The 19,470-nt window shown below is 51.6% G+C and carries 23 protein-coding genes; 8 read left to right on the top strand and 15 right to left on the bottom strand.

Annotated elements, in window-relative coordinates; translation table 11 throughout:
• Window positions 1–162 precede the first annotated feature (162 nt).
• The 3 genes from AC5E51_RS14790 to alr all read right to left on the bottom strand — a co-directional run bounded on the left by AC5E51_RS14790 (window position 163) and on the right by alr (window position 2,788).
• The gene (locus tag AC5E51_RS14790) at window positions 163–1,032 is read right to left on the bottom strand and encodes a patatin-like phospholipase family protein (RefSeq protein WP_488073244.1); all 870 of its coding nucleotides are present in this window, start codon (window positions 1,030–1,032) and stop codon (window positions 163–165) included.
• Entirely contained in the window at window positions 1,025–1,540 is a 516-nt protein-coding gene (locus tag AC5E51_RS14785) for a PaaI family thioesterase (protein ID WP_068438176.1), read from the bottom strand. The genes AC5E51_RS14790 and AC5E51_RS14785 overlap by 8 nt, the downstream gene beginning before the upstream one ends.
• Window positions 1,541–1,717: 177 nt before the next feature.
• Complete coding sequence (alr, locus tag AC5E51_RS14780; protein ID WP_068438179.1) at window positions 1,718–2,788, bottom strand: alanine racemase; 1,071 nt, start codon at window positions 2,786–2,788, stop codon at window positions 1,718–1,720.
• Between the two features lie 109 nt (window positions 2,789–2,897).
• On the opposite strand from alr, the gene AC5E51_RS14775 reads away from it, so the two are divergent.
• The 3 genes from AC5E51_RS14775 to AC5E51_RS14765 are packed head-to-tail and all read left to right on the top strand — an operon-like array spanning window position 2,898 to window position 4,840.
• Complete coding sequence (locus tag AC5E51_RS14775; protein ID WP_068438181.1) at window positions 2,898–4,082, top strand: DnaT-like ssDNA-binding domain-containing protein; 1,185 nt, start codon at window positions 2,898–2,900, stop codon at window positions 4,080–4,082.
• The gene (locus tag AC5E51_RS14770) at window positions 3,997–4,644 is read left to right on the top strand and encodes a replication protein P (RefSeq protein WP_301377944.1); all 648 of its coding nucleotides are present in this window, start codon (window positions 3,997–3,999) and stop codon (window positions 4,642–4,644) included. The genes AC5E51_RS14775 and AC5E51_RS14770 overlap by 86 nt, the downstream gene beginning before the upstream one ends.
• A gap of 1 nt (window position 4,645) precedes the next feature.
• Window positions 4,646–4,840 carry a CPXCG motif-containing cysteine-rich protein gene (locus AC5E51_RS14765; protein ID WP_301377945.1) on the top strand — a complete coding sequence of 65 codons (195 nt, stop codon included), beginning with the start codon at window positions 4,646–4,648 and terminating at the stop codon, window positions 4,838–4,840.
• A gap of 74 nt (window positions 4,841–4,914) precedes the next feature.
• Here AC5E51_RS14765 and AC5E51_RS14760 read toward each other — a convergent pair whose 3' ends face one another.
• The 6 genes from AC5E51_RS14760 to rpsF all read right to left on the bottom strand — a co-directional run bounded on the left by AC5E51_RS14760 (window position 4,915) and on the right by rpsF (window position 8,831).
• Window positions 4,915–5,454 carry a GNAT family N-acetyltransferase gene (locus AC5E51_RS14760; protein ID WP_068434933.1) on the bottom strand — a complete coding sequence of 180 codons (540 nt, stop codon included), beginning with the start codon at window positions 5,452–5,454 and terminating at the stop codon, window positions 4,915–4,917.
• Window positions 5,454–6,056 (bottom strand): hypothetical protein, encoded by a 603-nt coding sequence (locus AC5E51_RS14755; RefSeq protein ID WP_301388582.1) that lies wholly within the window; start codon window positions 6,054–6,056, stop codon window positions 5,454–5,456. Before AC5E51_RS14755 ends, AC5E51_RS14760 begins: the two co-directional genes overlap by 1 nt.
• 38 nt (window positions 6,057–6,094) lie before the next feature.
• The gene (dnaB, locus tag AC5E51_RS14750) at window positions 6,095–7,483 is read right to left on the bottom strand and encodes a replicative DNA helicase (protein ID WP_068438189.1); all 1,389 of its coding nucleotides are present in this window, start codon (window positions 7,481–7,483) and stop codon (window positions 6,095–6,097) included.
• A gap of 97 nt (window positions 7,484–7,580) precedes the next feature.
• Entirely contained in the window at window positions 7,581–8,027 is a 447-nt protein-coding gene (rplI, locus tag AC5E51_RS14745) for a 50S ribosomal protein L9 (RefSeq protein WP_068436695.1), read from the bottom strand.
• 127 nt (window positions 8,028–8,154) lie between these two features.
• The gene (rpsR, locus tag AC5E51_RS14740) at window positions 8,155–8,385 is read right to left on the bottom strand and encodes a 30S ribosomal protein S18 (protein WP_068438192.1); all 231 of its coding nucleotides are present in this window, start codon (window positions 8,383–8,385) and stop codon (window positions 8,155–8,157) included.
• A 14-nt stretch (window positions 8,386–8,399) separates the two neighbouring features.
• Window positions 8,400–8,831 carry a 30S ribosomal protein S6 gene (rpsF, locus tag AC5E51_RS14735; RefSeq protein ID WP_068435653.1) on the bottom strand — a complete coding sequence of 144 codons (432 nt, stop codon included), beginning with the start codon at window positions 8,829–8,831 and terminating at the stop codon, window positions 8,400–8,402.
• Between the two features lie 354 nt (window positions 8,832–9,185).
• Between rpsF and AC5E51_RS14730 the strand changes: the two genes are divergently transcribed.
• The 4 genes from AC5E51_RS14730 (at window position 9,186) to AC5E51_RS14715 (ending at window position 10,793) form a co-directional block, all read left to right on the top strand.
• On the top strand, window positions 9,186–9,443 hold the full coding sequence (locus AC5E51_RS14730; protein WP_068435652.1) for a hypothetical protein: 258 nt from the start codon (window positions 9,186–9,188) through the stop codon (window positions 9,441–9,443).
• Window positions 9,436–9,804: a hypothetical protein gene (locus tag AC5E51_RS14725; protein WP_068438196.1), complete on the top strand. Its 369-nt coding sequence runs from the start codon at window positions 9,436–9,438 to the stop codon at window positions 9,802–9,804. The genes AC5E51_RS14730 and AC5E51_RS14725 overlap by 8 nt, the downstream gene beginning before the upstream one ends.
• A 156-nt stretch (window positions 9,805–9,960) precedes the next feature.
• Complete coding sequence (locus AC5E51_RS14720) at window positions 9,961–10,359, top strand: hypothetical protein (RefSeq protein WP_301377946.1); 399 nt, start codon at window positions 9,961–9,963, stop codon at window positions 10,357–10,359.
• Between the two features lie 5 nt (window positions 10,360–10,364).
• Window positions 10,365–10,793, top strand: a complete 429-nt coding sequence (locus AC5E51_RS14715) for a hypothetical protein (RefSeq protein WP_491778764.1) — start codon at window positions 10,365–10,367, stop codon at window positions 10,791–10,793.
• A gap of 34 nt (window positions 10,794–10,827) precedes the next feature.
• Here AC5E51_RS14715 and AC5E51_RS14710 read toward each other — a convergent pair whose 3' ends face one another.
• From AC5E51_RS14710 to AC5E51_RS14700, 3 genes are all read right to left on the bottom strand, one after another.
• Complete coding sequence (locus AC5E51_RS14710; protein WP_491778763.1) at window positions 10,828–13,608, bottom strand: ExeM/NucH family extracellular endonuclease; 2,781 nt, start codon at window positions 13,606–13,608, stop codon at window positions 10,828–10,830.
• 146 nt (window positions 13,609–13,754) lie between these two features.
• Entirely contained in the window at window positions 13,755–14,255 is a 501-nt protein-coding gene (locus AC5E51_RS14705; protein WP_488073240.1) for an NUDIX domain-containing protein, read from the bottom strand.
• Complete coding sequence (locus tag AC5E51_RS14700; protein ID WP_491778762.1) at window positions 14,252–15,244, bottom strand: CobW family GTP-binding protein; 993 nt, start codon at window positions 15,242–15,244, stop codon at window positions 14,252–14,254. Before AC5E51_RS14700 ends, AC5E51_RS14705 begins: the two co-directional genes overlap by 4 nt.
• A 130-nt stretch (window positions 15,245–15,374) precedes the next feature.
• Between AC5E51_RS14700 and AC5E51_RS14695 the strand changes: the two genes are divergently transcribed.
• Entirely contained in the window at window positions 15,375–16,178 is an 804-nt protein-coding gene (locus tag AC5E51_RS14695; RefSeq protein WP_068443740.1) for an inositol monophosphatase family protein, read from the top strand.
• On the opposite strand, the gene AC5E51_RS14690 is transcribed toward AC5E51_RS14695, so the two are convergent.
• From AC5E51_RS14690 to AC5E51_RS14680, 3 genes are all read right to left on the bottom strand, one after another.
• Window positions 16,135–17,142, bottom strand: coding sequence for a lipase secretion chaperone (locus AC5E51_RS14690; RefSeq protein ID WP_068443742.1), 1,008 nt, complete (start codon window positions 17,140–17,142; stop codon window positions 16,135–16,137). The genes AC5E51_RS14695 and AC5E51_RS14690 overlap by 44 nt on opposite strands.
• Window position 17,143: 1 nt before the next feature.
• Window positions 17,144–18,079, bottom strand: a complete 936-nt coding sequence (locus tag AC5E51_RS14685; protein WP_301377952.1) for an esterase/lipase family protein — start codon at window positions 18,077–18,079, stop codon at window positions 17,144–17,146.
• Between the two features lie 282 nt (window positions 18,080–18,361).
• Complete coding sequence (locus tag AC5E51_RS14680) at window positions 18,362–19,396, bottom strand: NAD(P)H-dependent flavin oxidoreductase (RefSeq protein WP_491778761.1); 1,035 nt, start codon at window positions 19,394–19,396, stop codon at window positions 18,362–18,364.
• Between the last annotated feature and the right edge of the window lie 74 nt (window positions 19,397–19,470).

The following is a 19,470-nucleotide window of genomic DNA, read 5'->3' as shown; positions in this document are numbered from 1 at the left end:
GGTATCAGATTGATGGGGTGAAGGTGCCCCATCAACCATTAAATCCGTATACCCCATATTTCTAAGCCTGTTTTTAAAAGAGGAAAATCATCCTGGATGTGTTCAGAGTGACTATACCGTTGAACAATTCGGGCGTCAGTAGAGAGTCGCTTTTATCCTGAGTCAGATCAGATTCTGACTCAGAATGTTAACTCCGTCGGCTTTGCCCATGGCATAGGCTTCGTCCAGAATCTGCATATCTGTAGTAAATTGTCCGGCAGAGAACGCTTCAGGAGGACACAACTCGATCACCTGGCAGTCGTCAGGTGGGTTACGAATAAAATCGAGCGCTTCGTTGTATTCAATATGACGGCGCTGCAATCGACGCGCTACCGCCGGGTACTGCCGCAGGATATACGGGAACAGATGCCGGAAACGGTAAGCCTGCTTACGGTAAGAAGCCGGATTAGAACGTATCACCATAATTTTACGAGCACCACGACGATACGCTTCTTTTACGGGGAGGGAGTCGGCGACACCGCCATCCAACCAGGTACGTCCACGAAACCTGATTGAGTCTCTGAATGCCAGAGGCATAGCGGCAGAGCACTTAATTGCCTGAAACAGTTCATGACGCTCAGGAGCAATGTAGTCAGCCTCTCCTGTTTCGGCATCAGTAACAACGGCAAGAAAGCGGCCTTTGTGCTTATCGATTTCGTCGAGGCCAATATCAAGCTCGCGCTCGGTAATATCCCACAACCATTCAATATCGATCAGGTGGCCGCCACGTAGAAAGCGCCGAAGACTTTTAAACTCGGGCCGACGGCAGTAGTCGGTGATGACTTTATAGTTGCGCCCATATTTTTTTCCGATATAGGCCGCTGTATTCGACGCGCCCGCCGAGACACCGAAATACCAATCAAAGGGATAATAATCTGCACGGATAAACTCATCCAGGACGCCTGCACTGTATATCCCGCGCATGGCTCCCCCTTCCACGATAAGGGCCGATTCCACCTTGCTTACCTCTGGTATCTGCGCCGCCTCAGTCATTTGAATAACTGTGTCCGTAATCGTGTGATGAGGAGAATGTACAGGTCATTGCGTCCAGATCCTCTTCGCCGACCAGCCCTAACTTAAGGAACTGATCTTTATCGAACATAGCGAATTCGGACGATGAAGAAGCCAGTAGCTCTCCGCTTTCGTCATGCAGCTCGCCGACGAGGAGAAACTTCCGACGATTTTTCTGCTCCTTGATCCAGCCCGTTGCCGTTACCGTCTGGTCGACGTAAACAGGCTTCTGGAACGTGACGTTCAGGTCTCTGGTCAGTGGGTACTTATTAGTGAAATACATACTGGCCCAACCCATCACCTCATCCAGAATGGTTGAGGTAACTCCACCATGGGCAAGCTTCGCCCAGCCACGAAGGTGCTCCGGAATCGTCACAACCGTTCTGACCTTCTCGCCATCGGTTTCGAAATTCATATTCAGGCCGTGAGGATTTTCTGTACCGCAGCCAAAACAGCGGTGATCAGCTTTGCTGATGGGTTGCCATGGCATGATGTGCTCTCTTACCGGGAAAAATAATCAGGACAGCATTATGCAAAGTCGGGCGGGATTTGTCCCCGTCTGGCCGCAATTGGCCAGCCCGTGACGTGCACCAGTCTGTTCCAAAGATCTGATTGCCGGCAGAAACGAATCCCGGATGGCTACTGCAAGATGGCTTTTGCCAGATGGTTACTGCAAATTAATGCGAGGCACTCTTTGCGTCAGTCGGCAGTACAACTCGTAGCTGATCGTCCCCGCCAATCGCGCTACCTCATCCACATCCACCAGCTCCCCCCAGAGCTCAACTGGAGAACCGATGGTCGCTTCTGGAACATCCGTAATATCGACGGTCAGCATATCCATGGATACTCGCCCAACCAATTCGCAACGCTGGCCAGCGACATTAACGGGCGTTCCGCTGGGGGCATGACGCGGGTAGCCATCACCGTAGCCGATGGCGACCACACCAATACGGCTGTCACGAGGCGCCGTCCACGTGCAGCCATAGCCAACAGTGTCTCCCGCCTTTACGGTGTGCACACTGATCAAAGCCGACTGCAGCGTCATTACAGGTTTCAGACCTGCCTCGCCTGCACTGATGTCTTCGCAAGGGGAGCTTCCGTACAGCATGATACCGGGACGCATAACCTTTTCTTCCGCAACGCCACCACGGATGACAGAGGCACTGTTACTTAGACTGAGAGGAACCGGCCAGGCATGACTGATCATCCGCTGCTTCTGCTCTTCGTAGAAAGAGGTATCCGCCTCATCCGAGGTAGCAAAGTGGCTCATGACATGCCGGAGGATCAGACCGCGATCATTGCGGATGCGAGCAATCATTTCAGGGGCATCTTCCAGCTTTACGCCGAGTCGGTTCATCCCACTACTGACCTTGAGCCAGACCGCCACATCATCAGAAAGTTGAGCTTCTGCACGATCTTTCAGTTGTTGAGGGTGATGAACCGCAAGCTGAATATGGTGCTCTGATGCCTGCTCCCATTCCTCAGCATCGTAGGCGCCTTCTAAGACAAGAATAGGCTGACGGATACCTGCATTGCGCAGTTTTACCGCTTCATCAACACAGGCAACGGCAAACCCATCGGCTTCACCACTGAGTGCATTGGCACAGGCCACCATGCCATGGCCATAGCCGTCGGACTTGATCACGGCGTACGCCTCATGAGAGGTAGCTTCGCGTGCTTTTCGATAATTGTGACGCAGATTCGACCATTTCAGCAGGGCACGTGTCGGACGGGTCATAGGCGTATGAAGATTCCTGAAAATCAGTACAATGTTGGGTTCGCGCCGGTGCGAACACCGGAGCGCTTATGTCATTATGTCAGCCTTACTTACACCCCGGAAGTCGTTCATGCCCGTTCATCCGCTAATCAGCGATCATGCCATCAGTCTCTCTGCGACACTCGCGGCAACGATCGGGCTCGAAGAAGCAATACTGCTGTCGGTTCTTAATGACGCCGCACGCCTGCAAACCCAGCCTCAGGCACGTCTGAACAGCGATACTCTCCGGCGCCAGGTGCCGTTCTGGGACGACAGCACCATAGTGCGGGTACTGGATTCCCTGACAGCCAAAGGATTGTTGCAGTTGCACGGCCCGGCTTTTACTCAGGCTGCGGGCATCGTATTCAGCTTTGGTAATGCCCCTACGCCTCAGATCGCACCCGAGCGCAATACATCCCCTGCTCAGTCAGTGACGGTTCAACGAGTAGCTGCGCAGCCGCAGAGTAAGCCACAACCGACCCGTCCTGCGCCTATGCCTGAGCAATGGCAACCCTCTGAGGAAGCCGTTCAGCGACTTGAGCAACATGGCATTCCTCGCGCGTTTTCGTTTTCACAGCTTGATGCCTTCATACTGCAGGGGCAGGAACAGGGCTCAAACCGTAATGACTGGAACACACGCTTCTTCCGTTTTATAAAAAATCAGTGGGTCTATGCGCAGAACGACGCTGGCCGTTTCCGGCGACAGCAGGAACGGACAGGCTTTCAGCCAACTCAGGAAGAAGCCCAGCCCATTACCGGAGACTGGCAACCCAGCAGCGATGCATTGCAGATCCTGCAGCGCGCGGGTATCGATCCGCAGTTTATTGAAGATGCAGTGCCCGAATTTGTTCTCTATTGGCAGGAGCGCGGCGACGTATTCAAAACCTGGAACAGCAAATTTATTCAGCATGTCCGCCAACAGTGGGCGCGTTACACCGCCGCCGTTGAACACTCACCTATGCCTACCCGCATCGAGAGCAACTGGCAGCCCGCCGAAGACTGTTACGACATTCTGGGCATGGGCCATATTCCACGCGAATTCGCCAGCGCACTGGTCGCCGAGTTTGTTTTATACTGGCGGGATTCGAATCAGGTACACAACAGTTGGAATAGCCGCTTCTTACAATACGTGAAGCAGCAATGGGCGAAACGACACGCTCAATCCTCTGGCAATCCAACAGGAGCCAACAATGGACAGCAAGCAGGTACTCAACCGGGTTACTCAACAGCTGAAGCAAGCGTCAGCCGACTCAGTGACACCAGCTGGGCAAAATAGCGCGCCAAGCGACGACCAGCTGTCTGCCATTAACCAGATTTTTGAGCTCTTCAGATTTAACTATCACAACCAGTTTCTGAAGGCGTTTCCCGACCTCGACACCATGAATATGGCGAAACGACTGTGGTTGCGCCTGCTCGGGGACTACAGTGGTGAAGTCATCATGCGTGCCGCTGAAAAAGCGGTAAAAGAAAATGGCTGGCTACCTAACGTTCACGAAGTACTGGCACGCTGTGACGTTGCTGAAGTACTGGGCCTTCCCGCCGCTCACGCAGCTTACGTCGAAGCCTGCCGGGCACCATCGCCGAAGAAAGAGTTTAACTGGAGCCACCCCGCGGTCTATTTCGCCGGGCGCGCAACTGACTGGTTTTTTATTGCCAACGAACCCGAAGAAAAAGTCTTCCCGGTTTTTAAAAGAAATTACGACCTCTTATTAAACCGCATACAAAATGGCGAAGATCTGGAAATTGATCTTCCTCGTGCTCTCCCACAAGAAACCACAACGCCGCTTTCCCGTGATGAGCAAAAAGACCGCTTGAAAAACCTTATGGCAGACCTCTGACATGTTTCTTGAAGAGCAAGGTATTCACTGTCCGTATTGTGGCGAATATCAAACCGTCTTTATTGATCCGAGCGATGTGGAAGAAGAAAACTATATTCAGGATTGCCAGGTCTGCTGCCGGCCTATCCATTTTCACTTGTCCGAGGAATTCGATGGCAGCGTGTCGTTGAGTATCTCTCACGAGAACGACTCCTGAAGACCGAGCTTTACTCTTGCATCATAAAAAAGGCCGCATCTGCGGCCTTTTTTATTCTGTCAGCGAGCGTGAAATTACGCCTTCAGCTCTCCTGTAAGTAAGGAGTAAACATCCAGATCAATATCTTCGCCTTCAAACTCCTGCTGAGAAGGCAGCGTGCCTTCGCATGAAAAGCCCAACGCAGTCAGTAGCTTGCTCTGACCGTCACTACCCGCTCTCAAACGCATTTCCAGGCGATGTAAATGCAGGTCCTGTGATAGGTAATTTACAATAACAGGAAGCACTTCCTGCAATTCTTCAAGACCACACCGGTCCGACAGCTCCCATTGCATCTGAGCGTTCAGCATCATCCAGTTGATGTACTGAATGCCGATACGTGCAATAACGTCTCCGTCTGACTTACGTTCGATCAACCAGAAGGCCGCTTCACGCGTCTCGAATCGCATTGCGATTCTACGTAATTCATCCAGCGCCTGAGCTTCAACAGTCATAGGCAAACGCGGAATATGAGCTACTGTCGAGTTTTTACTCAGCAGCTTAAACAGTGCTGCTCCGTCCTCATCAGAAACCGGCAGGCGAATAAAAAAGTGTTCTGTTTCGAAGTTCCAACTCATCAGGACTCCCCTCTTTTATTTGCATTGAGGTTCTGGCCCAGTTCGTCATCGTCACCCAGTTTTCTCGGTACGGGCTTATCGTCACTGGACACCCAATGATATTGCTCTACATCTGAGAACTCGGTATTCCCAGTGCGCCAGCCGTCGCGCAAGCGCGCAGCCAAAGTAAAACCACATTCTGAGAGCGCGACTTTAATATCGTCAGACTGACCTTCAATCCACTGATAAGCAAAATTACGGACGTGGTATTTTTTGCTCAGGAATCCGATCGCTGCTTTCAATGCCCCCGCTCGCTCTTCTACCGTTAAAGCGGGTAAGCCATCAACGCGCATCACAATTCGCAGATTTGACGGCTGCCAGTCAAATCCACTGACCATGCCTTTGATCTGCCCGTCCGTTTCGATAGCCCACATCATCCCACGCTGAGTGGCAGCCATCTGAACACTGTAATCAATCATACGATTCAGCTGCTCTTTGTCTTCAAGAGGGCGCTGGCCGGGTATTTCAGGATGTTTGTACAGTTCGAATAAACCGTCGATATCGTCGTAGTGCAGCGGTTTGATGCAACCGCCCGGGATCTCCAGCTCGGGAGTAAATTTCATGGGAACTACCTACTGATTAAAATCGGGCTGATGACGAATCAATATTCGTCATCACCGTCATAGCCATGAGCAAGGTTTTCGAATCGGGTGTATTTACCAATAAATGCCAGACGGTCGATACCAATCGGACCATTACGGTGTTTACCGGTAATAATTTCGGCAATGCCTTTATCGGGAGAGTCTTCGTTATAGACCTCATCACGATAAATAAACTGAATAATATCCGCATCCTGCTCGATCGCACCGGATTCACGCAAGTCAGAGTTCACTGGCCGCTTATTCGGACGCTGCTCCAGTGACCGGTTAAGCTGTGACAGGGCAATCATTGGGCAGTTAAATTCTTTGGCGATGATCTTAAGGGTTCGCGAGATTTCAGAAATCTCCTGCGTCCGCCCCTCAGAAGGGCCTGATACCCGCATCAACTGAAGGTAGTCGACCATGATCATGGCCAGATCATTATTGTTCTCGCGGTACACTTTACGTGCACGGGCACGCATTTCCTGCGGTGTGAGCGCAGCGGTGTCATCAATGTACAGCGGCAGGTCTTTCAGCATATTGACCGCAGCTGACAGCTTCGGCCAATCTTCATCAATTAACTTACCCGAACGGATTCGGGTCTGGTCGATTTTCCCGATCGAAGACAACATACGCATCACGATAGATTCTGACGGCATCTCAAGACTGAACACCAGACACGGTCGCTTGGTCGCCAGAAGCGCATTCTCTACCAGATTCATGGCGTAGGTGGTTTTACCCATGGATGGACGTGCCGCCACAATCACCAGGTCGGCTTTCTGGAAGCCCGAAGTCCTGTTATCAATCTCAGTAAAACCCGTTGTCAGACCCGTCAGCCCTTCAGGCTGATTAAACATCTGATCAAGCTGCTCAAGCGTATTTTTGAGGATAGGGGCAACCAACTCCGGGCCACCATCCTTGCGGTTGCCTTCGGCAATCTGGGCGATGGATTTTTCTGCATCGGATACCAGCGTGAGAGCGTCTGCACCGCCCGGCTCATAGGCCTTCTCGATGATGTCACTAGCGGCTTCGATCAGGCTACGCTGCTGTGAGCGTTCCGCGACAATGGTTGCATAGGCTGCACAGTTGTCGATTGAAGGGGTCATATCAACGAGCCGGCTCAAATAAGAGGCCCCGCCTGCTTTCTCAAGCTGTCCGCGCTCTTCAAGCTCTTCTGCGACAGTCACAACGTCAATCGGCTGCTCCTGAGCGACCAGGTGCTGGATAGCCCGGAAGATGATCCGATGATCGTGACGGTAGTAATCGGTATCCAGCAGGGTTTCTGAGACAGTCTCCCAGGCGCGCTCATCCAGCATCAGGGAGCCCAGCACTGATTGCTCTGCTTCAACTGAATGGGGTGGCATACGGCTACTGCCGACGCTTTCTGTATCCTGTCCGAATTCTTCGTTCATATCTTCAATGCAAAAAATAAAGGCACTATCAGTGGGAACCAATAGTGCCTTAATCTACCGCAATGAGCCATCATTGCGGCCACCGCGCGGTAATTACTTATTCAGCAACTACGTGCAGTTTCAGTACTGCTTCAACTTCTGGGTGCAGACGGATGGTGATGTCGTACTCACCTACCTGACGCACTGGGCCTTCTGGCAGCAGTACTTCAGATTTAGCCAGCTCAACACCAGCGGCAGAAGCCAGGTCTGCGACGTCACGGTTACCCAGTGAGCCGAAGAGCTTGCCTTCGTCGCCTGCTTTAACTGCGGCAGACAGTTCAATTTCGTTGATCTGCTCAGCGCGGGCCTGAGCGGCAGACAGCTTATCAGCAGCCTGAGCTTCCAGTTCTGCACGACGTGCTTCGAACTGTTCAACGTTTGCTTTAGTCGCAGGAACCGCTTTGCCCTGTGGGAACAGGAAGTTACGAGCGTAACCCGGACGAACAGTTACCTGATCACCCAGTGAACCCAGGTTTGCGATTTTTTCCAGCAGAATGATTTGCATGATGATTCCTCATTACAGGGTGACTTACTTATGAATTAATAAGCCACCGTGTCTTTTTGTCTCCCGACATTCATTCACGGATGCCGGGCTACGAAAATTAGTAATGATACAGTGTTAACCGTATCTCTTATTTGTCGTGCTGATCAGTGTATGGCAGCAGAGCAATGTAGCGAGCACGCTTGATTGCTGTAGAAAGCTGACGCTGATACTTTGCACGGGTACCGGTGATACGGCTTGGTACGATTTTGCCAGTTTCGGTAACGTAGCCTTTCAGAGTGTCCAGATCTTTGTAATCAATCTCGGTCACACCTTCAGCGGTGAAACGGCAGAACTTACGACGACGGAAAAAACGAGCCATGATCTGATCTCCTATTACTCAGCGTTGTCTTCAGCTGAAGATTCTTCTTGTTCAGCCTTTTCTTCAGACTGTTCGGTTTTCGCTTCAGAAGCTTCGTTGCGCTCAGCGCGACGACGGTCTTCACGGCTTTCTGCCGCTTTGATTGGAGACATTTCAGTCACAGCTTCGTCACGACGGATAACCATGTTACGCAGAACAGCGTCGTTGTAACGGAAGTTAGTAGTCAGTTCATCCAGCGCTTCCTGAGTACATTCAACGTTCATCAGGATGTAGTGCGCTTTGTGCACATCGTTGATTGGGTATGCCAGGTGACGACGGCCCCAGTCTTCGTAACGGTCGATCTTACCGCCAGTAGATTCGATGGTGTTGGTGTAACGCTCAACCATCGCAGGTACTTGTTCGCTCTGGTCCGGGTGAACCAGGAAAACGATTTCATAATGACGCATTTTCAGCTCCTTATGGGTTTATAGCCTTCCGGCCCATCCGGTAAGGCAAGGAGTCCGGATTTCCGTGCCATCACAGGGCACAGAAAAACGAAGGGCGGCGATTATATGTGATCAGGCCAGTGGATTCAATCCCGGACTGCGACACTCTGCCACATCCCCAGCGTTAACTACGGGCCCTACTATAGATAAGGGCTATGAGGGTGGCCTGACCCACGCAGCTGCTGGGGCAACTGTCTGTCCGTTGGCGGTAGCTGCGTACGTCATCCCCCAGCTCTTTCTTCAACCCCGGAACCCTCCTACACTGATAGCCTGACATCATTAACGGAACCGGGCCCATGCCCGACAGCCTCAAACATGGCATTGAAAGAGTGGATCATTGCAAAACAGGGTAAAGAGCGGCGATATCTGACCCGTTTCTCAATTGGCGCCACACTGTTTTTTGCCGGCGCAGGCGCCATGCTTTTCGCCGATAACCGAATATCGCCGTCTCTGGCTCAGGAAGTCGTGACGCTGATCGGTCTGACGACCGCAGCAAGCGGTGCCCTTATTTCTCTATGCGCCTATATAATGCTCACCCTACTTCGACTGTTTTCGGATACCCGCAATGACTGAACGCTTCCCGGACCTTGAGATTTACCTGATGAAAGGCGACCCAGCCAAAGTTACCGAGTGGCTACGTTCCGTGCTGGGAGAGATCAACACAATAAAGGACACCGGCGCTCATCAACACTGGCGTTCAGGCGGTATGGACATCTATATGAACGCCAACGCTGAAAAGAACTTCTCCAGCCTCTGGTTCAAACAGAACGATACGCCGTGGAATACCGACCTGGAAGCAGCACGAGCTGCCTGGCAAGCCTTAGAGACCGAAGTCCGCTGTAGCGACAGTGGCTGGGAAGAATCAGAAAGCGACTCCGGAAAAGAAGGCTGGGTGAAACTGAACGCCCGGGGCGAGAAGCCTTTCAACTGGTAATTTTGCTTTTTCTATCGAATGTGGCTTTTTTATCGAAGCAGCTTTCACTATCTAAAATCCAATTCTGATAGATATTTGCAATAAGCCAAATATTGCAACTGATAATAATTCGCATTAACTTATTCTTATCCGATGGAGGAAGAGCTAATGCGATCCATGCAACCAGTCCCAGACGACCCAAAGCCCTGTGATACTACCCCTGGTTTGTCCCGGCACGATCAATTTACAGTGCTTGAACTGAGCATCACCAATTACCGTTCGCTGAATAGTGAATTGTTGGATCATTATCTGGACACAGGTCTCGACCTTGCCATCAAGGCTGGAACCTCAGGCTTAACACGCCTGCAGGAAAGCTGGCTGCGCAGAATCTACACGACCCTACGTTCAATCAGCCTCGACCCAGAGTGCGAAGAAGCCTCCCGCACCCTCTGCTTCGATGCTCTGTATCAGGTGTTCTTTGCCCTACGCCATATGTACAAGGCTCGCCCAGGTGGTGAGCGCTGTTTACGCAATCTTGTCCGCGAGATGCAGTTCATCAGCCACCACCTGGTGTAGCTGCTATGCTCAAGCGAATTCCTTTACGTCCGACCGTCGAAAATCCTGCAACCACGGCCAGCGTTCCGATATCTTGCGCAGCTTTGATATGCACCGCAGGTTGCCCAGCAGACATTACCGAAAAACTCGCAGAGTCTCTGCCTGATGTCTGCTTTGACTGTTATTCGTCAGAAGTCACCAGCGCGCAGAATATCTGCCCATACAAAGATATTTATCTGCTGATTTCGGCGGAAGACATTATTGGTATTGAGGAAGACTGGCTGAATACCACAACGGCGTTCAAAGGCATCAGTCTGAAAGAACGAAATGTCTTTATTCAGGGTTATCGTAACGAATTATTAAGTCCCGACTGGGAAGCATTGTTGAGTACCTTTGCCAGCCGGGGAGCTGTGCCTGTCCTGCTGGATTCAGCACAGGCACAAGTTAATTTCTGATCTGCCTACGACTGGCGCATGACATGCTCAGAAGTTAACGTCCAAACAGCCAGGAAAAAATTGAGCGGAATAACTCAATTATCCTGCTGAAAAAATTCGTCGCCGGGCGCTCATCCCGGATGTCGACCACCAGCTGAACACTCTCTGCCCCATCACTGACTTCAATAGTTGCAGTTACAGGTAGCTGATTCAGCAGATCACGATCCGCCACACCAGAGAGAACCCCCATCGCACTCAGTGTCATGCCTTCTGGAAGCGTTAAGGCCTCATAAGACAGAAGGTCACCGTCAGCATCGCTCACATAAGTACTGAGGTCCAACTCGATGTTTTCATTGCGACGGGTAATCTCAATCGCAGGAATATCGGCTATCTGTTCTGGTGCAACATTGGGCGCTTCGATCATCAGACCAACGACAATCGGATCATGATCAGATGAACGGTAAGCATCTGGCGCGGCGTAGTTATCAACAGATGAATACGGCTGACCATTGGCTTCGGTCAGATAATCCACCAGCGAGTCTTCCACCGAGTTGATGTGCCAGGCATCGACACTCACCACCTGAGCCAGCAGATCGCTCGTCGCCAGTGCATGATCCAGAGAACCTAACAGGCCCGAAAAGGTATAGCTGTATGGCTGTTCTTCGGTGGCTGCTTCCGTGTACTTAAGATTGGTAAAACCAGCACTGTAGAAAGCCTGCATCGGGTCTTCCTGGCTGTAGGCATTCAGATCACCCAGAATCATGACCTGTTCATCGTCAGCAAGAAACTCGACCAGCGCCTGAGCTGCACGAGTACGGTTGATGTTGCAATTACCCTGACCATCGGCACCTTCGTTAGGCTCGTTACATGCTGAGCCCTTGGACTTCAGGTGGTTAACGGCAAAGGTAATTTCCTGACCATCAACATTAAAGGTCTGAATAAGCGCAGGACGGTTTTTGGTGTCGTCAAACAGTGGAGTGTTACTTTCATCCAGCGGTGAGTTACTGGAATCAAGGACACGAGCCGCACCGGCAGGCGATACGCGATCAGCGCGATAAATCAGACCGACGGCAATAGCATCTGTACCCAACCCTGAAGTCGCGCCACCCGGATTAATAACCGAGTACTCATCACCCGGCGCCTGAACGGCGTTCAATGCTTCTGTGAGTTCAACGATGGCGCTTTCAGGACCCCAGCCGTCGTTTTCCAGCTCCATCAGACCAATAACATCGGCATCCATGGCATCCAGAGCGGCAACGATTTTTGCCGTCTGCATATCGAGTGCGTCCTGAGTCGGTGCGCCACGAGAGGTCGGGAAGCCGCCACCCATGCCATCACCATTAAAGAAGTTGAGCACATTCATGCCGACAACAACCAGATTCGCCTGCTCAGACACCTGCGGCGCCAGTGTGCGTGGGTGTGTCGGATCAATGGTGACGGCCGAAGGAATAACCGTGTAATTATCGCGGAACGCGTTCATCACACCCTGGAATGCAGGGACGGAATAACCGATACGTACCGGGTTATCCGCAGAGAAACCAGAGGCATCCGGGAAAGGAATATATTCCGGATACGACGCCGACACACCGTCATCAACCAGCAGAGTATCCAGTACACGATTGGGCTCTGCGGCAAGCGCTTCTGGCGAGCCGGGTAACGCTATCTCAGTGCCCTGAAAATGCAGACGGGATGACACAGCAAACTGTCCGTAATTTCCGAAGCCATAACCGGTACCGAACAGGTCACTGATCAACAGCGACTGGTCGCTTTCAACCAGCATACCTTCGACCGCTTCAAATTCTGCCAGATCAGCAACCGGCAGTGTCATTTCAACCGCAGCCGGGAGCGCATTACCACTTGAGCAGACTGCGATGTCAGAGATATTGCTCAACTGAGTGACATTATTGTACTCACCGACGGTTGCCTGCAGACGTACACGATCACCAACAGAGACGTTTTCACTGTAGTTGTATACGAACACACCTTCGGATGTCATCGGATCAGCGTCGGCTTCGTTATCCGCCTGCTGTAACCAGAAGCCGCTGTACTGATACGAATAATCGCCGTTCGCCAGAGCGCCGCCCTGAAGGTCTGTTGTAACAATGGCTTCGACAATCACCTGCTGGCCATTTAGCGGGCTGGCATCATTGGTGATATCTGTAATCAGGCCCTGTATCGCACTGATCGGCGTCGCGGCGTCACCGCACGCACCCAGTGTTGGCTCAGGCTCACTGCCGCCACAGCTGTTCGCCTCACCAGGGGTCGGCAGGTCGGCGACAAATCCTTCGGTCTCGCGCGCACCACCAGAACAGCGCTGCAATGAATGCTGATCTTTGTTGCCGCTCATCGCCTCGTTCAATTGAGGCTGACCAGAATTCAGTAATACCAGCAGAGCGTCGTCATCACTGTCGTTAGTGTCGTAGACGACAGCGTCGATCAGGCCGTCAGTCGTAATCGGCGTATCATTCGGAAAATCTGAAGCCGGGCGGGAAAACAGCGCAACCGCATCTGCGCCGTTCTGAATCAGGTTACTGTCTGGTGACAGATCCAGATCACAGTTACTGACGTTGGTGTCGTCACCGCAAACAACAAAATAGCCGTCTGCATTGGTTTGAAAGCCATTCAGCGAAATAGATTCATAGCTGGCATCATCGCTGCCATTAAACAGAACCAGTGACAGCCCATTCAGTGACTGAGCACCAATGCCGCCATCATACAGCTCGATAAATTCGGCCGTATCTGTGCTGGGATTATCAGCATCGGTTTCATTAATAAGAATATCGGCATGAGCGGCGCTCGCAGAGAACATCGCCAGCCAGAGAAGAGAGTGTTTCATTACATCACCGTCCGGTAGAAAAACCAGCGGGTATTCAGTCAGAAACAGATGTCAGTGCCGGGTCACTTTTTTTACGGTTTTGCGGCGTATTTATTACCGTTTATTAAACGTATTTTTTATAAGGTTTCCCGGCAATCAGTAATAGCTTAGGAATTTTTCCGATCGAGCCAGCGCTGAACAATTTTACCCGTAGCCGAGCCCCAACCTTTCAGTTTCTCAACGGGAATAATTTTGTATTCATCCAATTCGTTTTCATCCAGGGTAATGACCCCTTCGGCATAGACATAAAAGCCGATGATAATCTGATTGTATTCATGGCCATTAAAGCCTTTGCCATCAAACAATTCGAAACCAATAAACTCCGCTCGTTCACCACGCAGGCCCAACTCTTCTTCGGTTTCCCGTAACGCACAGACCTCCGGTGTCTCGCCACGTTCCAGAAACCCCGTGATAATACTGTACTTACCCGCAGGCCAGAGTTTGTTGTGCGCCAGAACGACACCGTCCGGTGTTTCTACAATCACCGCCACCACGGGTGTCGGGTTATCCCAGAAAACAAAGCCGCACTGAACCGAGCAAGCGCGTCGCTCTTCACCGTCAATAACCTGAAGATTGATATCGGCTTTGCATTGCGGGCAGTATTTCATTCTTCACTCCGGCACTTCATCAGGGATGATTCCAGCACATCGGCAACGGGTGCCGTTTCGGTAATTAATTCGAGACGACTTTCTTCCAGCGGCCGGGTTGGCATCTCCGACAGTACCCCATCCCGCCAGTTGAGAACAAAATGCCCCTGCTCTGTGCGGATTAACGCTTTTGCGCGCACCACTTTGTTCTCACCCGACTCCAACTGATCAAACCAGTGGCGCAGAGCATCCAAAGAAAATACCCACTCACCGGAGATCAACCAACCGCAGGAAAAGTGCCCTTCACCGTGACTCTCAAGGCGACGCAGCTCTTCACCCGGCGATAACGCCACCGGCGCACTCGCCTCTTTGCTGTGGTGATGATGGTGACCACGATCCTTCAGCTGCAGACGGTCAGGGTTTGTTGGCAACGCCAGTAAGCTCGCATCGACCTGCCCCTGTACCGTACGCACACTCGCTGCTTTGGCAGGCTTAGCCGACGCCACCAGTGCATCGAATGCGGCAAGATCATCAGGCGAGCAGAGGTCGGTTTTATTGGCAACCAGGACATCAGCCAATGTGATCTGATCATTAAACGTATCGTTGTCGGTGTAACGCGGGTCTTTAAGGTGGCGAGGGTCTATTAAGCAAAGATTAGCACCTGCCGTCAGTAGCTCGCGGTAGTCATCGCTGCGCAGTGTTGTCAGCACTTTACGGGGATGACCTAGACCGGTGGGTTCAATCAACAGGACGTCTGGCTTCTCTTTGGCCAGCAACATATTCAGCCCCATCTGAAACGGTAGCCCCGAAACACAGCAGAGGCAGCCGCCCGGGACTTCACGCACCACAGCGCCGCTGGCTTCGAGAATGGAACCATCGACTCCGACCTCACCAAACTCATTAACCAGCACCGCCCACTTCTCGTTTTCAGGTGACTGCTGCAAAAGGTCCAGAATGGCAGTCGTTTTACCTACGCCCAAAAACCCAGTGATGAGATGTACTCGTGTCATACCGTTTGCTCTGGCTATAAAAAGATACAGTGTAACACTGTCTCGCTGTCACAGCCCTGGCCAGCCTACTGGAAAGCAATGTTCCGGGAGCGCATACTCTTAGAGACTGAATTCCAGCGGTTGTTGAATTATGCACGAAACCAACATTCTGACCCTGGCGCTGCGTATGGCTAAAGAGGCCGGCGACCTGATTGCCGGCCAAAGAAAATCATTGTCGCTTTCGTATAAGAATGGCAGTGAACTTGTCACTCAGGCAGACGTCGCAGCGGACGAACTGATTACAGCGACCATTCGTCGGAACTACCCTGACCACCAGATACTGTCTGAGGAATTAAACCCTGATGAGCTGGTTAACGCCGGCCAACAGGAACACCTTTGGATCGTCGACCCGATAGACGGCACCGTCAACTTCGCCCACGGCCACCCTCAGGTCGCTGTTTCAATTGCTTACTATCACAAAGGCAAGGCGCGGGTGGGTGTCGTGCACAACCCCTTTATGGATGAAACCTTTCATGCGCAAGCAGGAAAAGGCGCAAGACTCAATGACCTGCCCATTCACTGCTCAGAGAAAACCGACCTGGCACGGTCAATCATAGCGACCGGTTTCCCGTACGAGATCGACAATTTGCCGTTATTGATGAAACGACTGGAGCAGGTTCTGGCACACTGCGCCGATATACGCCGCCTGGGTTCTGCTGCACTGGATATATGCTGGGTAGCCTGCGGACGTCTGGATGGCTACTACGAATCAGTAAAACCCTGGGATTTTGCCGCTGCACAACTGATTGCCCGTGAGGCTGGGGCTTCGTTCGGCCATATTCAGCCATTATCTGTAGAGGTAAACCCTCAGCTTTGCGGCGACAATATTCTTATTACCGCAGCACCGCTGTTCAATCCGCTGCAAGCTCTTCTTCGTGAGGCAGAGGAGAAATAGCGCTGCTTTCCGGTATTTGTGCAGACCTAGCCTGTAAGGCTGCATCGATCCGCTTCTGCTCCACCACTGAGAAATTTTCTGCGCGGTAGGCTTCAGCCAACTCATCAAAGTTCTGCTTAGCGGAGTTGCGTTCAAGGAAGTCATGGTAGTCTGTAAGTCTGGCCTGCCACTGCTGTCGCTCTGCATCCAGAATCGCCAATCGGTCGGCGGCTGCCTCGCCAAACTGTTCTTTTCGCGCTTGCCAGAGTGCCTCAGGGTCATCGATAGAATCCCGCAGGCTCTGAGACGTTTCAATGGCTCGGGCTTTCTCTCGTGCAACACGAAGGTGAAGCGGAAGTTCTTTTTCCAGCTGCTGCATAGCTTCTGTATCGCCGCTCTGTGCAAGGCGCATTCTCTCCAGAGAGTAGCGATCCAAAGCCTCATCATCACCAAAAAAAGCGGCAATAGTAGCGTCAGCGAAGTACACCCGCCGCAGATCTTCCAGCCATTCCATACGCGCTGTAAGGCCGGCCAGATCGGCACCATTTATTTTCCTTCCGCTAACTTCATCGTACCGGGAAATATCATCGAGATACGCAAGATACTTATTCAAAAGATCCAGCGCCTGCTGATCTGCAGGCGCTGGCAAGGTGCGCATCTCTGCTTCCATAAATTCAGTGATTTCTTCGATACTGAATTCACCCACAGAGCTGAGATAAAAATCCATCCAACGTTTCAGATCGCGATTGACCATCAGGGCACCATTCAATACCTGCAACCGCCCATCGGGTGATGCCCCTCTGAACGTTGCGGATTGATTAATGCGAGCATGCATAGGGGTGGCCGCTATGGGCTCCCGATAGTCATCTGGCTGCGAGGACAATGGATCTGACTGGCTGATCACAAGATCACCTTGCGGCAGCCAATAAAATCCAGCGACGGTCGCTGACAACAGCAGAACGACAACGACTATGCTGGTTTTCATATTACAGTCCGTCGTTCTTCAAACGGTTGGCGTGTGTACGGAATACCGTCAATGGGTCAGTTTCATTCAGGTCATGAATGCCGAGCATCTGATTGACTTCATCCAGATGAGTCATCGCAAAGTCATTGCGAATGACCATACCCAGGTTGCTCGTGCACGGGTCCACGAAACCATCGTTAGCGACCCCGTCCGGGAAGAACTGAGAAAATGCTATGGTGATCGGTTCCAGCGGATCCAGAAGGTTGGTTGCTGGTTTCGCCCCTGCCCAGGAGTAATAACGCACACCGTTATACTCATAATCGCCTTCACCGCACTCGCTGTCAGGAATCCCACCCGGATGCGCCGCGTTGAAGATAACCGATGCCTCCGTTGTCATAGAGCGGACAGACTCCACCGGCGCTAGTGGCAGATCACTGCCTGAAGCAAAAGAGATAAGTTCAGAAATACCAGAAATAAATACATCGAAGGCAGTACCGAACACTTCAGAATTATCTGACCATTCAATCAGTGTATCGGCCACTACAGTGCCTTTGTTAACGCCAGAAACAGAGGATACAGACGCAATAATGTCAGGTCTTACTGAACCGGCATAACGCGTCGTAGGGCCACCATGACTATGACCAATCAGATTTACTTTTTCTGCGCCCGTAATCGCCAGAATATCTTCAACCTGATCAATTAACTGCTCTCCACGAACTTCCGGGTAGTTCGTATTTGAAACGGTTGCGACAAAGACTTCTGCACCATCCTGCTGCAGTGTTTCTGGAATTTTGTACCAGTAATCAACTCCCACCAGCTGTTCAAACCCGAGAAAGCCATGCACAAGCACGATAGGATATTTTGTTTCGGTATAACCGGTATCTAAGGTTTCTGACATCGCCAGTGCCTGAGAAGACACAGTAACCGCTGCTACCGCGGTAAGCAGATATTTTTTCATTTCCTGTTCCTCACCCTATTATTTTTTTTTGGTGCTTTGGCCAGAGCGGGAATGAGTATACGAGCGGTTTTTTTATCGAAAAATGCTTTTTTCGGACATAAAAGGATTTATGAAGACAGGGTTACAAAAGAACTACGGGAATCCGTGCATTATCCGGACAGCCTCATACCTAAGAATGAATTTGGCCAGAAAAAACCGGAAAGATCACCTCAAAAAAGTGTAACCGAAAAGAGGAGTATAAAAAGAAAGGCAGACTATCCGAAGATAGCCTGCATGGCGTCATCAGGAAAAGAAGCGGTTATTGCTTTCATGCATCGCTTTAGCGTCCGCCAGGATACGATCAACCAGCTCCTGCACCGTTGGGATGTCTTCAATCAACCCCTGGGTCTGACCAATAAACTGAACACCCTTATCAAGGTCGCCATCAATGGTCGCAGCCTGTAAGCGAGGAACGCTGGCACCAAAGTACGCCAGCAGTTTGATTTTATCTAGCATAACTAACATGCCCAGCATGATCTTCCAGACCGGCTGTTTTACTATCTTTGCCGCTTTCGTCGCTTCGAGGCCCGCCATGATGAGATTCATAGGGCGTTTGGTTTCTTTAATTGAGCGTGGCGTTTTCATTACGCGAGCCCAGAGGCCATCAAAGTTCTTTGAGTAGATAGTTTCCTGCTCCGACTTTTTAACCACCGTTTCTTTCACGTGATTATGCAGAGGGCTATCAGCGCTGGTTGCAAAGCGTGAGCCCATCGCCACAGCCTCTGCCCCCAGAGACAGCGCAGCCATCAGGCCACGTGCATCAGCAAAGCCCCCGGTAGCAATGACCGGAATATCGACTTTACTGGCAATCGACGGCACCAGAACCAGAGAAGTCACATCACCGCCATGGGCTGCCGCCTCATGGCCAGTGACCAATAAGGCATCCGCACCGATGCTTTGGGCTGACAGTGCATGTTTCTCGGAGACAACCGTCGCGATGACTTTGCCGCCGTATTCGTGGGCTTTTTTCACCAACCAGTCACCTTTACCCAGTGAAAAGTTAATCACTGGCACCTTTTCTTCCAGAGCGATCATGGCGTTTTCTTTGGCGCCAGGCATCAGCAGGGTAACACCCACGCCGAAAGGCTTGTCCGTCAGCTCACGGATCTCTCGAATAGAAGCTCGGGTTTCTTCCGGAGTCAGTGGACCGCTGGCAAGGATACCTAAACCGCCCGCATTCGAGACTGCGGCGACAAGCTGAGGGGTAGAAATCCAGCTCATACCCGGAAGGATCAGGGGAGCTTCGATACCTAAGAGTTCAGTGATACGTGTTTTCATGCTGGTTTCCCGAGATTAGACGGGCAACACTGTATCGACTGGATGGCATTTGTCCATTGCCGAAATGACGCAAT

It is taken from the genome of Thalassolituus sp., from assembly GCF_984348125.1.
The sequence above is the reverse complement of the archived record's forward strand: the minus strand, read 5'-3'. Positions and strand labels throughout refer to the sequence as shown.

What these genes read in the sequence shown, in the direction of transcription:
- AC5E51_RS14700 (WP_491778762.1), bottom strand. Translation starts at nt 15,244, where the DNA reads ATGACACGAGTACATCTCATCACTGGGTTTTTGGGCGTAGGTAAAACG.
- AC5E51_RS14685 (WP_301377952.1), bottom strand. Translation starts at nt 18,079, where the DNA reads ATGAAAAAATATCTGCTTACCGCGGTAGCAGCGGTTACTGTGTCTTCT.
- AC5E51_RS14715 (WP_491778764.1), top strand. Translation starts at nt 10,365, where the DNA reads ATGCTCAAGCGAATTCCTTTACGTCCGACCGTCGAAAATCCTGCAACC.
- AC5E51_RS14760 (WP_068434933.1), bottom strand. Translation starts at nt 5,454, where the DNA reads ATGAGTTGGAACTTCGAAACAGAACACTTTTTTATTCGCCTGCCGGTT.
- AC5E51_RS14690 (WP_068443742.1), bottom strand. Translation starts at nt 17,142, where the DNA reads ATGAAAACCAGCATAGTCGTTGTCGTTCTGCTGTTGTCAGCGACCGTC.
- AC5E51_RS14765 (WP_301377945.1), top strand. Translation starts at nt 4,646, where the DNA reads ATGTTTCTTGAAGAGCAAGGTATTCACTGTCCGTATTGTGGCGAATAT.
- AC5E51_RS14790 (WP_488073244.1), bottom strand. Translation starts at nt 1,032, where the DNA reads ATGACTGAGGCGGCGCAGATACCAGAGGTAAGCAAGGTGGAATCGGCC.
- AC5E51_RS14785 (WP_068438176.1), bottom strand. Translation starts at nt 1,540, where the DNA reads ATGCCATGGCAACCCATCAGCAAAGCTGATCACCGCTGTTTTGGCTGC.
- AC5E51_RS14680 (WP_491778761.1), bottom strand. Translation starts at nt 19,396, where the DNA reads ATGAAAACACGTATCACTGAACTCTTAGGTATCGAAGCTCCCCTGATC.
- dnaB (WP_068438189.1), bottom strand. Translation starts at nt 7,483, where the DNA reads ATGAACGAAGAATTCGGACAGGATACAGAAAGCGTCGGCAGTAGCCGT.
- rpsR (WP_068438192.1), bottom strand. Translation starts at nt 8,385, where the DNA reads ATGGCTCGTTTTTTCCGTCGTCGTAAGTTCTGCCGTTTCACCGCTGAA.
- alr (WP_068438179.1), bottom strand. Translation starts at nt 2,788, where the DNA reads ATGACCCGTCCGACACGTGCCCTGCTGAAATGGTCGAATCTGCGTCAC.
- AC5E51_RS14705 (WP_488073240.1), bottom strand. Translation starts at nt 14,255, where the DNA reads ATGAAATACTGCCCGCAATGCAAAGCCGATATCAATCTTCAGGTTATT.
- AC5E51_RS14695 (WP_068443740.1), top strand. Translation starts at nt 15,375, where the DNA reads ATGCACGAAACCAACATTCTGACCCTGGCGCTGCGTATGGCTAAAGAG.
- AC5E51_RS14725 (WP_068438196.1), top strand. Translation starts at nt 9,436, where the DNA reads ATGACTGAACGCTTCCCGGACCTTGAGATTTACCTGATGAAAGGCGAC.
- AC5E51_RS14720 (WP_301377946.1), top strand. Translation starts at nt 9,961, where the DNA reads ATGCAACCAGTCCCAGACGACCCAAAGCCCTGTGATACTACCCCTGGT.
- AC5E51_RS14730 (WP_068435652.1), top strand. Translation starts at nt 9,186, where the DNA reads ATGGCATTGAAAGAGTGGATCATTGCAAAACAGGGTAAAGAGCGGCGA.
- rpsF (WP_068435653.1), bottom strand. Translation starts at nt 8,831, where the DNA reads ATGCGTCATTATGAAATCGTTTTCCTGGTTCACCCGGACCAGAGCGAA.
- AC5E51_RS14770 (WP_301377944.1), top strand. Translation starts at nt 3,997, where the DNA reads ATGGACAGCAAGCAGGTACTCAACCGGGTTACTCAACAGCTGAAGCAA.
- AC5E51_RS14710 (WP_491778763.1), bottom strand. Translation starts at nt 13,608, where the DNA reads ATGAAACACTCTCTTCTCTGGCTGGCGATGTTCTCTGCGAGCGCCGCT.
- AC5E51_RS14755 (WP_301388582.1), bottom strand. Translation starts at nt 6,056, where the DNA reads ATGAAATTTACTCCCGAGCTGGAGATCCCGGGCGGTTGCATCAAACCG.
- AC5E51_RS14775 (WP_068438181.1), top strand. Translation starts at nt 2,898, where the DNA reads ATGCCCGTTCATCCGCTAATCAGCGATCATGCCATCAGTCTCTCTGCG.
- rplI (WP_068436695.1), bottom strand. Translation starts at nt 8,027, where the DNA reads ATGCAAATCATTCTGCTGGAAAAAATCGCAAACCTGGGTTCACTGGGT.